The following is a 13865-nucleotide window of genomic DNA, read 5'->3' as shown; positions in this document are numbered from 1 at the left end:
CTCTAGTGCGCATCCCCATAGAATGGACAGATGACCCTCAGCGTTGCGCTCGGCCCTGACACCCAGGAGAGCACCCAGACCGGAACAGTGACGTCGACCGATGTCCTGTCCGCCCCGGACATCCCTTGGAACCTCGTGATCTGGAACGATCCGGTGAACCTGATGAGCTATGTGAGCTTCGTGTTCCGCAGCTACTTCGGCTATTCCGAGGCCAAAGCGAACAAGCTCATGCTCGAAGTCCACAAGAAGGGGCGCTCCATCGTGGCGCACGGCAGCAAGGAGCAGGTGGAGCAGCACGCGGTCGCGATGCACGGCTACGGCCTCTGGGCCACGGTGGAGAAGGCCACCGGCGGCGGCTCGGGCTCAGGATCAGGCAAGGGCAAAGGAAAACGTGGCTAAGGCATTCAAATACGGCATCAAGGGCATCACCGGCTACCTGGAACCGGCCGAACGGGAACTGCTGCGCAGCCTCTTCGACGACGTTGTGTCCATGCTGGAGCCGGAGGAACGCGCCAACCAGGACCCGCTGGCCGCGCTCGTCGGACTTGACGCCGATGCCCGCGAACCCTCGGACCGTGCCCTGCGCCGGCTGCTCCCGAACGTCTCGAAGACCGACGACGCCGCCTCGCTGGAATTCCGCCGGTACACCGAGCGGTCGCTGCGCGAAAGCAAGATCGGCGCCTTAAAAGCCGCGTCCCTCGGGCTGGACAAGGACGAGCTGGTCCTGGCCCCCGCCGACGCGCGGCACTGGTCCATGGCGCTCAACGATGTCCGGCTGGTGCTGGCCGAACGCCTGGATATCCGGGACGACGAGGACGCCGGGCACGTGCACCTGATGCAGGACTGGTCCCAGGCCGAGGACGTCGAAAGCTACCTGGCCCTGGTCTACAACTTCACCACCTGGTTGCAGGAATCGCTGGTCCAGGCGATGCTGCAGTCGCTGGAGATACGCGGCTGAAGTGCGGCTGAATAGCGCCACAAGGTGCCGGCGGGCTTCGGAGGTGCCGGGCGCGTGTGACACATTTGACATGAGTCGGACGACACAATGAGATGGCCGCACCCTCGGCTAAGCCCTATCCTCGAATAATCATGACTTCAGCATCGAGCATGGATCCGGCAGCGGGAGCTGTTGCGGACTCCCCAGCGAGCAGTACCGCCAGCAGCCAGACCGCCAGCCAGATGGGATCACGTCCCATCGGTGTGTTTGATTCCGGCGTCGGCGGACTCACCGTGGCCCGGTCCATCATCGACCAGCTGCCCAACGAATCCATCCTCTACGTCGGCGACACGGCCAACGGCCCTTACGGCCCGCTCCCCATCGCCGAGGTCCGGGCCAATGCCCTGGGCGTGATGGATGAGCTGGTGGATTCCGGCGTGAAGCTGCTGACCATCGCGTGCAACTCGGCGTCCGCCGCCGTGCTGCGCGACGCCCGGGAACGCTACACCGCCCGCTACGGGATCCCGGTCATCGAAGTGATCCAGCCGGCCGTGCGCCGCGCTGTCGCGGCCACCCGCAGCGGCCGCGTCGGGGTGATCGGCACCTCGGCCACCGTCGGCTCCCGCGCCTACGAGGACACCTTCGCCGCCGCCCCGGACCTGCACATCACCTCCGCGGCCTGCCCAGCCTTCGTCTCCTACGTCGAGGCCGGAATCACCACCGGACCGGAGCTGCTCGCCGTTGCCCGCGAATACCTGGAGCCGCTCAGGGCCGCCGGGGTGGACACCGTGGTGCTGGGCTGCACGCACTATCCGCTGCTCACCGGCGTCATCTCCTATGTCATGGGGGAGGACGTCACACTCGTCTCCAGCGCCGAGGAGACAGCAAAGGACGTCTACCGGGCCCTGGCCTCCCGCGGGCTGGAACGGACCGACGCCTCGGCCCCGTCCCACAACTTCATCGCCACGGGGGACGCCGAACAGTTCGAGCACCTCGCCCGGCGCTTCCTTGGACCCGAGGTGCTCAGTGTCCGCCACGTGGACCACGTCGCGGCCCAGTACCCCACAGGCAGCCTGGCCCGGATCACGCCGGAAATGATCGCCGCCGCGCAGGCCGGCACGAACCGCCCCCGGATCTCCAACTTCGTGGGCGGATCCGCGGGCGGGGGAACACTGCTGTGAAGCTGACCATCGTGGGCTGTACCGGGTCCTTCCCGGGGCCCGGCTCGCCGGCGTCGTGCTATCTGCTGACCGCCAGCGACGGCGAGCGGAACTGGAAAATCGTCCTGGACCTCGGCAGCGGCGCGCTCGGTGCCATCCAGCGGTACACGGACCTGGAGGATATCGACGCGATCTTCCTCACCCACCTGCACCCGGACCACTGCATGGACCTGTGCGGGCTCCACGTCGCGGTGCGCTGGAAGCCAGGCGGCTGGGGACGGGGCCGGATCCCGGTCTGGGGGCCCGCCGCGACCGCCGACCGGATGGCCACCGCCTACGGACTCGAACTGGACCCCGGCATGCATGAGGAATTCGACTTCAGCAACTGGTCCGAGCGCAAGCCGGTGACCGTGGGCCCGTTCACGGTCACCCCGTACGCCGTCAACCACCCGGTGGAGGAGGCCTACGCGCTCCGCGTGGAGGTCACGGAACCGGACAAGGACGGCAACCCCGTCACCCGGGTGCTGAGTTATTCGGGCGACACCGACTCCTGCGGCGGGCTGGAGGACGCGGCCCGCGACGCCGACCTGTTCCTGTGCGAGGCAGCCTTCGAGGAGGGCCGCGACGACGGCATCAAGGACGTGCACCTGACCGGCAAGCGGGCCGGGGAGGCCGCCGTCGCTGCCGGCGCCCGGCGGCTGCTGCTGACCCACATCCCGGTCTGGACGTCCCCGACCACCGTCATGGCGGAAGCCAAGGGCGTCTTCGGCCAGCACGTGGCAGTGGCCGTGGCAGGCGTGCACTACACGATCTGAGCCTGCCCCTCTTTGGTACGGCCAGGTACGGACAGCTCCCGAAACAGTCCGGACGGGCCGGGCGTGCTCTCGCGGTCCGGTGAGGGTCGATAAGCTATTGGCATGACTTCCGAAGCCCTGACTGCCCCCATCATCCGCGCCGATGGCCGTACCCCCGATCAGCTCCGTCCGATCAGCATCACCCGCGGCTGGTCCAAGCAGGCCGAGGGATCGGCCCTGATCGAGTTCGGCAACACCCGGGTGCTGTGCACGGCCTCCCTCACCGAGGGCGTCCCGCGCTGGCTCAAGGGCGAGGGCCGCGGCTGGGTCACCGCCGAGTACGCCATGCTGCCGCGCGCCACCAACACCCGCTCCGACCGCGAGTCCGTTAAGGGCAAAATCGGCGGGCGCACCCACGAGATTTCCCGGCTGATCGGCCGCTCGCTGCGTTCCATCATCGACACCAAGGCCCTCGGCGAAATCACCATCGTGCTGGACTGCGATGTCCTGCAGGCCGACGGCGGAACCCGCACCGCCGCCATCACGGGCGCCTACGTGGCGCTGGCCGAGGCCATCCGTTTCGCCCGCGAGAACAAGATGATCGCCCGCAACGCCCAGCCCCTGGTCGACACGATCGCCGCCGTCTCCGTCGGCATCATCGACGGCGTCCCGATGCTGGACCTGCCCTACGTGGAGGATGTCCGGGCCGAGACCGACATGAACGTCGTCGTCACCGGGTCCGGCAAGTTCGTCGAAGTCCAGGGCACTGCCGAAGGAGCCCCCTTCGACCGCGATGAGCTCAACAAACTCCTCGACCTCGCACTGATGGGCACCGAGCAGCTCGCCGCCATCCAGCGCGAAACCCTGGCGGAAGCCCCGTGACAGCGGGCGCTGCCGCCACACCGGTGCTGGTCCTCGCCACGCACAACCAGGGCAAGCTGCGGGAACTTCGGGAACTGCTGCGCGGGCAGGTGCCCGGCCTCGACGTCGACACCCAGGTGGTGGACGCGGGCGCGGTCGGCGCCCCCGACGTCGCCGAGACCGGAGTGACCTTCGCCGAGAATTCGCTGCTCAAGGCGCGCGCGGTGGCGCAGGCAACCGGGCTCGTGGCGATCGCCGACGACTCCGGCCTCGCCGTCGATGTGCTCGGCGGGGCGCCCGGCATCTTCTCGGCCCGCTGGGCCGGCCGCCACGGGGACGACGCCGCCAACCTGAGGCTGCTGCTGGACCAGTTGGCCGACGTTCCCGACGAGTACCGCGGAGCCGCATTTGTCTGCGCTGCGGCGCTGGCGGTGCCCGCTTCCGGCGCAGGTTCCGCCCCGGACGAGGGCCGCGAAGTCGTGGAATACGGGCAGCTCGAGGGGACACTGCTGCGCGAACCGCGCGGGGCCGGCGGCTTCGGCTACGACCCGGTGCTGCAGCCCAGCGGGCTGGACCGCAGCTGCGCCGAGCTGAGCCCGGCGGAAAAGAACGCCATCAGCCACCGCGGGCACGCGTTCCGTGCGCTGCTCCCGGCGATCGTGGAGGCGCTGTCCGGCAGGTAGCCGGGCCGCGGCACCAGGCGCGCTAACACAGGAAGGCGCCCCACACTGTGGGGCGCCTTCCGCTTGAGCTGTTGTGGCCGGACCGCCTATCCGGACCGCTTGTCCGGAACGGGAGCTACGGGGTCTTGCGTTCCTCTTCGGGCTCGTGCTCCTCGATGAACTCCTCGACAAGGTCCGTGCCGTACTTTTCGGACTGGCGCTTGGCGATGAAGCCGCGGGCGACCTCAATGCCAATCGGGATCACGGAGACCAGGACGATCACGATGAAGATGATGTCCAGGTTTTCGCGGACCCACGGGAAGGTGTCGCCCAGCAGGTAGCCCAGCAGCGTGACGCCGCCGCCCCACAGCAGCGCACCGATGACGTTGAACAGGAAGAACTTGCGCTTGTCCATCTGCGCGACGCCCACGATCACCGGGACAAAGGTCCGGATGATCGGCACGAAACGGGCCAGGATCAGGGCCTTGCCGCCGTGCTTCTCGAAGAAGGCGTGGGCGCTTTCCACGTTTTCACGCTTGAAGAGCCTGGAATTCGGCTTGTTGAAGATGGCCGGGCCGGCCTTGGAACCGATCAGGTAGCCGACCTGGTTCCCGACGATGGCCGCGACGATGATCAGCCCGACGAAAGCCCAGATGTTGACCTTGATGGTCCCGGTGGCCACGAGGAGTCCGGCCGTGAAGAGCATCGAGTCGCCCGGCAGGAAGAAGCCGATCAGGAGTCCGGTCTCAGCGAAGATGATGCCGCAGACCAGCAGCACCACCCAGGGCGCGAGGGCGGGATCGGCCAGGAAGACCTGGGGGTTCAGCCAGTCGGGCAGGAAGGAGGCCAGCTGCGGCTGGACCGGGCCTGCGCCGCCGATCGTGGACACGGCAAAGTCGCTCAAAGCTAAAAGGTTCACCTGTCAAGGGTACTTGACGGCCGCCGTCGGGCGCTCCCGGCGGACGGGCGCAGGCCACGAGAACGGCACGGCGCAGACTGTTTTACGTGCGCGGCACGGGCGCGGCGCGGGCGCGGCCGTGCGGGGCGGGCCGGATTCCGGCGGTAATGTTGGAGCGTGGGTTTGGACTTTACGGCGATCGACTTTGAGACCGCGAACGGCTTCCGTGGTTCACCGTGCGCTGTTGGCCTGAGCAAGGTGCGCGGCGGCGTTGTGGTCGAGGAGGCCTCGTGGCTGATGCGGCCGCCGGAAAACCACGACCGCTTTGACCACCACAACGTCCGGATCCACGGCATCCGGCCTGAGCAGGTCGCCGGGCTGCCGCGCTTCGGTGAACTCTTTCCGGAGATCGGCGCCTTCATCGGCGGCGACGTGCTTGCTGCCCACAATGCCGCTTTCGACCTCGGTGTGATCCGCTCCGGCCTCGAGGTCTCCGGACTTGCGGGACCGGCCTATGACTACGTCTGCACGGTGATGCTCGCCCGCCGCTGCTACTCCCTGGTGTCCAATTCCCTGCCGTACGCGGCTGAGGAAGCCGGCGTTCCGCTGGTCAACCACCACGACGCCGCCGAGGACGCGCGCGCCTGCGCCGGGATCCTGATCGACATTGCGGCGCGCAACGGTGCCGGCAGCATCGCGGAACTCTACCTGTCCCTGGGACTGACGGTGTCCCGCCAGCCGGCGTTCGACCCGCTGCGCGATCCGCTCTCCAAGGCCAGCCAGTCCGCCCTGGACGCATTGGCCGGGGGACCGGCCGCCGCGGCTCCGGTCCGGGCGTACCAGCCCGGCTGGCCGGAGGAGGGCGCCAATCCGCTGCCGAATGCCTTCGCCGAGTCCGGCCACCCCTTATTCGGCCAGACCGTCGTGTTCACCGGCGAACTCGCCATCCCCCGTCCCGAGGCGAAGACCCGTTCCGCCGAGCTCGGCGCCCGGCCGGAGAGCCGGGTCACGGCCCGCACCACCGTCCTGGTGGTGGGCGACGGGTTCGTGGCCGCCGACCTGCGCTCCGGCCGTTTGACCGGCAAGGCGCGGCGCGTGCTGGAGCTGCACGAGCGGGGCCAGCGGATCGAGGTCCTCTCCGAGGGAGAATTCCTGCAGATGGTGGGCGGCCACGTCGCCTCCGCCGCGATTGCCTGACCCCCCGGACGACGGCTCCCGCGGTCACACTGCGCAACAAACATTCCGCCCGGGGCAGTCCTGCTCCTAGCCTTGAACGATGAGCAAACCGACCACGGCACCTCCCGCGCCTCCTGCATCCGCGACTGCATATTCACCTGCACGCAGGGGCGGAATCAGCTGGCGGACGGTCTTCGCGTTTCCGAACCCGGTCAATGAGTACGCGGCCCGGATCACGGCCGCCCTGGTGGTGCTGCTGTCCGTGGTGACGCTGCTGACCGGCATCGGCTGGGGCCTGGCCGTCATCGCCGTGGGGTTCTGGTTGCGCGTCCTCTTCGGCCCGCGGATCTCGCCGCTGGCCCAGCTGTCCGTCAAGGTCCTCACTCCGCTGCTGGGGAAGACCCGGCTGGTCCCGGGCCCGCCGAAGCGCTTCGCCCAGGGCATCGGCGCCGCCGTGTCCACCACCGCCGCCCTCCTGCTGGCGGTGGGACTGGCGCCGGCGGCCTGGATTCTGCTCGCGGTCCTGATTGTCGCCGCGTCGCTGGAAGCATTCGCGGGCTTCTGCATGGGCTGCGCCATCTTCGCCTTCCTGCAGCGCCGCGGCCTGATCCCCGAGGACGTGTGCGAGGCCTGCAACAACATTTCGCTCCGCCGCGCCTGAGCGCCGGGACCAGCCGCCCGGTGCAAGAGCCGGCGCAGCTCAGGCGCCGGTGACTGCTGCCAGCTGCGACGCCATGCCCCGGATGACCTCCGGGGCCTCCAGCGCTTCGAGCCACTGCGACGGCAGGCAGTCCTCCCCGTAGAAGGCGCCGAGGATGTTGCCGGCAATCGACGCGGTGGAGTCACTGTCGCCGCTGTGGTTCACCGCTAGGGCGATGGCCGCGCGGAAGTGGGCCTCCGGGTGTCCGGCGGCCGCCGTCGGATCCGGCTCCGTGGCCAGGACCGCGTACAGCGCGACAGCGAGTGCCTCCTCCGCCACCCACCCTTCGCCGAGTTCCCGGACCAGGTCCTCGGGCTCCAGCATCACGCCGGCGGTGCCAAGCCGGAGGGCGGCCTCCAGCCGGGCGACGACATCCGGGTCGGGTGCCTCACCTTTGCGCAGGTGGCCGGCGTCCAGCTGTCCGAGGGCGTAGTCCGCTGCTTCGCGCAGGCCGTGCCCGGCAGTCAGGGCATGGATGACGACGCTGAAGATCCCGGCGCTCTGCCGGGCCGCGGGGTGCCCGTGGGTCAGTGAGGCCGCGTCGGCGCTGAGCTTGTAGATGGCGTCGGCTGCGATGAAGGGGACCAGGCCGAACGGGGCGGAGCGCATCACCGTGCCGCAGCCCTTGGAGTCCGGGTTGACCGGGCGGAAGAACGTTCCCATCTCACCGGTGGCCAGCCCGGTCAGGCAGGCGTTGCCCGGAGCACGGCGGTGCTTGAGCACGCCGTGGGAATCGATCCAGCGGGGAGGCTGGAACGGCGCCGCCTCAGGAACCGGCACATCTTGGGTGGCGAGCCAGCGCAGGTACGCGAGCCACAGGCACGCGTTGGTGTCCGCGGCCACGCCCGAGTTGGCCCACTCCAGCGCCTCCAGCAGCCCGTCCACGGTGTACAGCGTGAGTTGCGTGTCGTCCGAAAAGTGGCTGCCGCCGTCGAGCGCGGAAAAGTCCTGGAGCCCGGCCGGTCCGAACTTCCCGCGGATGGTGGAGATGTCGTCGAATTCGACGGCGTAACCGAGCGAATCACCCAGCGCGCCGCCCAGCAGACATCCGTGGATCCGGGATTCGTGCGACGGGGTCGGGAGTGGTGCGGGGGGAGTGACGGGCTCGGTGCTCATGACTAAGAATTTTACCCCCAGCCCCTTGCCGTCGCGGCCTGGCCAGCGGGGGTGCCGGCTGGGACGCTGAGCGCGGTTCCAGCCAACGTCCAGACTCCGCTGTCAGACTGCTCGCTGACCCCGAGCAAAGGAATTCCTGCACATGATCACGCCCGAGTCAGCCCCCGCGTCACCCGACCGGCCGGCCGCCACCTCCGAACCGGTGCGTCCCGGGCTGCTGGGCAGGGTGTCCGCCGAGGCCCTCGGGACCTTCTTCGTGGTGGTCGCCGGCCTGGGCGTCCCGCTGTTCACCATTCCGCAGTCGAACCCGCTCTCCGCCTCGCTGGCCGCGGGGCTGGCGGTCGCCGCGGCGATGCTGGCGTTCGGGTACCTCTCCGGCGGACACTTCAACCCCGCGGTAACGGCGGGACACGCCATTGCGGGCCGTCTCCGGCTCGCCGACGCCGCGGCGTACGTCGGCGCGCAGCTGGCGGGCGCACTGCTTGGCGGGGTGACGCTCTTCGCCATCCTGCGCACTGTCCCCAACATCGCCGATACCAGGACCGCCTTCGACACGGTGGCTGCCGGTTTCGGCGAGAACTCCATCATCCAGGTCCCGCTGGCCGGGGTACTGCTCATTGAGGTGCTCGGCGCCGCCCTGCTGGTGGCCGCCTTCCTGGGCGCCACCTCGGCCCGGAACCCGTCACGGCTCGCGGCCCCGTTCGCCGTCGGCCTGACCATGGCGGTGCTCCTGCAGCTCGGCCAGGCGCCCGGCAACACGCCCTTCAACCCGGCGCGCGCCACCGCGTCGGCGCTTTTCAGCAGTCCCGACGCGCTCGGGCAGCTGTGGCTCTTCTGGGTTGCCCCGCTGGCGGGCGCGGCCCTCACGGGACTGGTGTTCCGCGGCTTCGCGCCGTCGACGCCGGCCGCAGTTCCGGTGCCGGCTGCAGCTGACGGAGTGGACGGGGACACGGGCGAGACCCTGCTGGCGGAATCCGAGGCCGTGGCGGCGTCACCGGCAGCACCCGCGGGCACGGCAGCACCCGCAGGCCGCACGGCAAACGAGGATGAGGCACGCGACTTCTTCGACAAACGCGACAAATAGTCCGCAGCCCGCGCCGGTCCCGGAGCGGTGTCACAATCCTGTCGGTGCCAGCCGATACCGTAGGAACATGCGGTTATTGCACACTTCGGACTGGCATCTGGGCAGGTCCTTCCACGGCGTCGGGATGCTGGATGCCCAGCGCGCGTTCGTCGACCAGCTCGTTACCTTCGTCCGGGACGAGGCGGTCGACGTCGTCCTGATCGCCGGCGACGTCTACGACCGCGCCCTGCCCGGAGTCGACGTCGTCCGCCTGCTCGACGACGCCCTGGTGGGCCTGACCGGTGCCGGCGCCCAGGTGGTGCTGACCAGCGGCAACCACGACTCGGCCATCCGGCTCGGCTTTGCCTCCCGGCTGCTGGAGCGCGGGGGAGTGCACCTTCGCACCCGGCTCAATGAGCTGGACCAGCCCGTGCTCTTCCCGCTCGACGCTGCCGACCCGGACGCCGGACCGGTGCTCGCTGTCTATGGCATTCCCTGGCTGGAACCGCGGCTCGTGGCCGAACAGCTCGGCGTGGACACCGCCAGTCACTTCGAGGTGACCCGGGCCGCCACCGCCCGGATCCGGGCCGATCTTGCAGCCCGGGCCGGAACCCGGACCGTCCATTCCGTGGTGCTGGCGCACACCTTTGCCAGCGGCGGCATCAGTTCCGACAGCGAGCGGGACCTCAGCATCGGCGGCGTCGGCGCCGTCCCGCTGGATCTCTTCGATGGCTTCGGCTACACGGCGCTGGGCCACCTGCACGGCCGGCAGGAGCTCTCTCCGACGGTTCGCTATTCCGGTTCGCCGCTCGCCTACTCCTTCTCCGAAGCGCAGCACAGGAAAGGCAGCTGGCTCCTGGACGTCGACACGGCCGGCGTCAGCACAATCCGCGAGGTGCTGTGGGAGGCACCCCGTACCCTGGCCGTGCTTCGGGGGAAGCTGGAGGAACTGCTCCAGGCGGAGGAGCACGCCTGGGCCGAATCAGCCTACTGCCAGATCACCCTGACCGACGCCCAGCGGCCGGCGCAGGCGATGGAACGGCTGCGCTCGCGGTTTCCCGACACCCTGGTGCTGGGGTTCGACCCGGAAGGTGCCGGCGCCGCGGCTAAAACCAGCTACAGCAGCCGGCTCGCCGAGGCCGAGGACGACCTGTCCATCTGCTGCGGTTTCCTCGAACACGTCCGTGGCCGGGCTGCCGACGACGGTGAGGCGGCGGTCCTCGCCGACGCCCTGGAATCCGTGCGGCTGGAAGGAATATCGCTGTGAGAATCCACCGTCTCGAGATCTCCGCCTTCGGGCCCTTCGCCGGGACCGAACACATCGATTTTGACCGGCTGAGCGCCCACGGGCTGTTCCTGCTGAACGGTCCCACGGGAGCCGGCAAGACCAGCGTCCTGGACGCCATTTGTTTCGCGCTTTACGGTTCGGTGCCCGGGGCGCGGCAGGACGGCAAACGGCTGCGCAGCGACCACGCCGAGGCCGCGGCCGAGCCCCGCGTCACCTGCGAGTTCTCCGCCCGCGGCCGGCACTTCGAAGTCTCCCGCTCTCCGGCCTGGGACAAGCCCAGCGCCCGGGGCCGGAACGGCTTCACCCTGCAGCAGGCCAACACCCTGCTCCGCGAACGTATCGACGGCGACTGGATCGAAAAGTCCGGCCGCAACGATGAAGCCGGCGCCGAGATCGCCGCCGTCCTCGGCATGAACCGGGAACAGTTCACCCGCGTCGTGATGCTGCCGCAGGGCGACTTCGCAGCCTTCCTGCGGTCCAAGGCCGCCGACCGGCTCGAGCTGCTGCAGAGCCTCTTCGGCACCCAGCGTTTCGAGGCCGTGGAACAGGAACTCGGCCGGAAGGCACAGGCCGCCCGCGCCGAGGTCGCCACCCTCAACGGCCAGCTCGAGCTCCTGCTCGCCCAGGCGGAAGCCGAAACGGCCACGCTGGAGCTCGACACAGCAGCTGCCCCGGACCGCGCCGACCCGGACTCCTTCCTCAGCTGGCTGCAGGTGCATGCCGGGACCGCCGCAGAACTGCGCCGCACGACCGCACTGGAGGCCGAGGGGCTGCGCGCCGTCAGCCTGTCCGCCCGGGACAGCGCGACGGCGCGTGCTGCCCGGCAAGCGAAGCTGGCCGCAGCCGAACGCCGGCGCACCGACGCTGAGGCCGCGGCCCCGGCAGTCGCCGCCAAGAAAAAACAGCTGGGACTGCACCGCCAGGCCGAAGTCCTCAGCGGCCAACTGCACGCGGGGGATAGTGCCGGTACAGCCGAGGAACTGGCCGCCGGCGCCATGGCAGCTGCCGCGGAAGAACTGCGCACCGCCGCCCTCACGGACCCTGAACTCGCCGCGTTGCGCAACGGGACCCCGGACCGCATCCCAGGCCACGTCTCCGGTGACCCCCTCAACAGCGGCGGGGTCGCTGGCATCTCCACCTACGACGGCGACGCCCTCCGGTCCGCGCTGAGCGGACTTCACTCACTGCGTGCGGTGCTGGACGAGCGGCTGCCCGACGAAGCCAGGCTCAGCGGACTTCGGAGCCGCACCACCCAGCTGCGCCTCAGCCTGGCGAAGCTGGAAGAAGGACGGACAACCGGGGCTGCTGTCCTGGCCGCCCTGCGCCAGGAATCCGATGCACTGCTCGCCGGGTTGCGTCCGCTCGAAGAACTCGCCGCCGAGGTGCAGTTGCGGACGAAGGAAGCAACCGCCGCGGAGGAACTGCTGGTCCTGGTCCGGCGCTACGCCGCGGCCGAGAGGAACTGCGGAGCCGTCGCCGGACGCCACGGCCTCGCCCGGGAGGAGTACCAGGACCGGCGCCAGCGCTGGCTCGATCTCCGCGAGGAACGGCTGGCCAACGCCGCCGCGGAACTCGCGTCCCAGCTGCGGCCCGGCGAGCCGTGTGCCGTGTGTGGCAGTCCCGCACACCCGGCCCCTGCCCCGGCCGCTGCCTCCGCCCTGACCGTGGCCGAAGCCGAGGAAACCGCGCAGCAGGCCTGCGAAGTTGCGGAGGCCGCCCTGGCAGCGCTCGACCGCGAACTCTCCGATGCCCAGCAGGACGTGGCCGTGCTGGCGGCCCAGGGAGGGAACACCGCGCCGGAGGACGCCACCCTTGAGGCCGCCCTGGCCAGGGAACGTGCCGCCGAGGCACGCCGCGGCGCGGCAGAACTTGCCGCCAACCGCACACGGCACACCGAACTGGCAGAGGAGATCGCCGGCACCGAACGGGACCAGGCGGCCACGGCGGCAAACATCGCCCAGACCGAATCCGCCCGCACGGAAGTCCAGGAGCAGGCCGATGCCCTCGAGCTGGCCCTCGGGAACCTCCGGGCGGGTCACGCGGTCCTGGCCGATCGCATCGCGGCGCTGGATGGCACCGCCGCCGTACTGGAACGCGCCGATGCGGCGCGGTCGCGGCTGGAACAGGCCGCCACCCGTGCCGCGGAGGCCCGGCTGCAGCTGGAGCTGGCGCTTCCGGACGCCGGCTTCGAATCAGCGGATGCCGCCCGCGCCGTGCTGCTTCCGGCCGCGGACGCCGCGGCACTGGAAACCGCCGTCCGCGCCGGGCAAGACGAAGCGGCCCGGATCGAGGAACTCTTCGCCAGCGAGGAACTTGTGCTGGCCACACACGAGCTCGAAGCTCAGGGGCCCCTCGCCGAGGGGCTCGTGGAGCAGCTCCGCGCAGGCGCCGCGGCGGCGGAACGCTCAGCCCGGGACGCGGACCTCGCAGCCGGCCTGGCGGAAAAATCCGTGCGGACGCTGGGTGCCATCGGCGCCAACTACGCGCAGCTTGCGGAGTCCGGACGGGAACCGCGCGAACGGGCGCAGCTGCTGACCGCCGTCGCCGACGCGGCCCGCGGCGCGGGAGACAACAACTACCGTATGAGCCTGAACAGCTATGTGCTCGCCGCGAGGCTTGAACAAGTGGCAGTGGCGGCCTCGGAGCGGCTGATCGGGATGAGCGACGGCCGTTACACCCTGCAGCACACGGACGCCAAGGCGGCCCGCGGCGCGAAATCCGGGCTCGGCCTGGAGGTGGTGGACCAGTGGACCGGCCAGCGGCGCGACACCGCTACGCTCTCCGGTGGAGAGTCCTTCATGGCTTCGCTTGCTCTGGCCCTTGGGCTGGCGGATGTGGTGCAGCAGGAATCCGGCGGGGTGGACATCGAGACGCTGTTCGTGGACGAGGGCTTCGGCAGCCTCGACGAACAGGCCCTCGAACAGGTCATGGATGCGCTGGAGGGGCTCCGTGACGGCGGCCGCGTCGTCGGCCTGGTGAGCCACGTGGGGGAAATGAAACAGCGCATCGGCACGCAACTCCAGGTGGTCAAGGGACGCAACGGGTCCACCCTGCACATTTCCGACGACGCCCCGGTCTGATCCGCCCGTAGGCCTGGCCGCCACAGCCGGCGGTCCTGGGCCAACAGGTACCCGTGCCGCTACAATTGGAGCGTTACCGGGTCGCGCGCATCGGGAGGAGGGACGATGCGCACCATTGAACGAACCCGGA

13 protein-coding genes are annotated in these 13865 nt (G+C 69.8%); 11 read left to right on the top strand and 2 right to left on the bottom strand.

From position 1 onward, the window contains the following. Window positions 1-30: 30 nt before the first annotated feature. The 6 genes from clpS (at window position 31) to rdgB (ending at window position 4435) form a co-directional block, all read left to right on the top strand. Window positions 31-399, top strand: a complete 369-nt coding sequence (gene clpS / locus AC50YC_RS05570) for an ATP-dependent Clp protease adapter ClpS (RefSeq protein ID WP_494952592.1) — start codon at window positions 31-33, stop codon at window positions 397-399. Then, the gene (locus AC50YC_RS05565) at window positions 392-958 is read left to right on the top strand and encodes a DUF2017 domain-containing protein (protein WP_494952591.1); all 567 of its coding nucleotides are present in this window, start codon (window positions 392-394) and stop codon (window positions 956-958) included. Before clpS ends, AC50YC_RS05565 begins: the two co-directional genes overlap by 8 nt. Window positions 959-1089: 131 nt before the next feature. After that, window positions 1090-2118 (top strand): glutamate racemase, encoded by a 1029-nt coding sequence (gene murI / locus AC50YC_RS05560; RefSeq protein WP_494952590.1) that lies wholly within the window; start codon window positions 1090-1092, stop codon window positions 2116-2118. Further along, a complete protein-coding gene (locus AC50YC_RS05555) occupies window positions 2115-2912 on the top strand; it encodes an MBL fold metallo-hydrolase (RefSeq protein ID WP_354169962.1) in 798 nt (265 codons plus the stop codon). Before murI ends, AC50YC_RS05555 begins: the two co-directional genes overlap by 4 nt. Before the next feature lie 102 nt (window positions 2913-3014). Beyond that, the gene (gene rph, locus AC50YC_RS05550) at window positions 3015-3773 is read left to right on the top strand and encodes a ribonuclease PH (RefSeq protein ID WP_354350062.1); all 759 of its coding nucleotides are present in this window, start codon (window positions 3015-3017) and stop codon (window positions 3771-3773) included. Next, window positions 3770-4435: an RdgB/HAM1 family non-canonical purine NTP pyrophosphatase gene (gene rdgB, locus AC50YC_RS05545; RefSeq protein ID WP_494952589.1), complete on the top strand. Its 666-nt coding sequence runs from the start codon at window positions 3770-3772 to the stop codon at window positions 4433-4435. The genes rph and rdgB overlap by 4 nt, the downstream gene beginning before the upstream one ends. 115 nt (window positions 4436-4550) lie before the next feature. On the opposite strand, the gene AC50YC_RS05540 is transcribed toward rdgB, so the two are convergent. Beyond that, window positions 4551-5318, bottom strand: coding sequence for a VTT domain-containing protein (locus AC50YC_RS05540; RefSeq protein WP_354170299.1), 768 nt, complete (start codon window positions 5316-5318; stop codon window positions 4551-4553). Between the two features lie 171 nt (window positions 5319-5489). Between AC50YC_RS05540 and AC50YC_RS05535 the strand changes: the two genes are divergently transcribed. Together AC50YC_RS05535 and AC50YC_RS05530 are read left to right on the top strand one after the other, a co-directional pair. Next, entirely contained in the window at window positions 5490-6509 is a 1020-nt protein-coding gene (locus AC50YC_RS05535; protein ID WP_494952588.1) for a 3'-5' exonuclease, read from the top strand. 79 nt (window positions 6510-6588) lie between these two features. Then, window positions 6589-7149: a DUF4395 domain-containing protein gene (locus AC50YC_RS05530; protein WP_494952587.1), complete on the top strand. Its 561-nt coding sequence runs from the start codon at window positions 6589-6591 to the stop codon at window positions 7147-7149. A gap of 39 nt (window positions 7150-7188) precedes the next feature. Here AC50YC_RS05530 and AC50YC_RS05525 read toward each other — a convergent pair whose 3' ends face one another. Then, window positions 7189-8304, bottom strand: a complete 1116-nt coding sequence (locus AC50YC_RS05525; RefSeq protein ID WP_494952586.1) for an ADP-ribosylglycohydrolase family protein — start codon at window positions 8302-8304, stop codon at window positions 7189-7191. A gap of 142 nt (window positions 8305-8446) precedes the next feature. Between AC50YC_RS05525 and AC50YC_RS05520 the strand changes: the two genes are divergently transcribed. The 3 genes from AC50YC_RS05520 (at window position 8447) to AC50YC_RS05510 (ending at window position 13735) form a co-directional block, all read left to right on the top strand. Further along, window positions 8447-9388, top strand: a complete 942-nt coding sequence (locus tag AC50YC_RS05520) for an MIP/aquaporin family protein (RefSeq protein ID WP_494952585.1) — start codon at window positions 8447-8449, stop codon at window positions 9386-9388. A 67-nt stretch (window positions 9389-9455) separates the two neighbouring features. Next, complete coding sequence (locus AC50YC_RS05515) at window positions 9456-10634, top strand: exonuclease SbcCD subunit D (RefSeq protein WP_494952584.1); 1179 nt, start codon at window positions 9456-9458, stop codon at window positions 10632-10634. Continuing rightward, a complete protein-coding gene (locus tag AC50YC_RS05510) occupies window positions 10631-13735 on the top strand; it encodes an AAA family ATPase (protein ID WP_494952583.1) in 3105 nt (1034 codons plus the stop codon). The genes AC50YC_RS05515 and AC50YC_RS05510 overlap by 4 nt, the downstream gene beginning before the upstream one ends. The last annotated feature ends 130 nt before the right edge of the window (window positions 13736-13865 follow it).

It is taken from the genome of Pseudarthrobacter sp. MDT1-56 (assembly GCF_059383555.1).
This window is presented reverse-complemented; position numbering and strand designations above follow the sequence as displayed.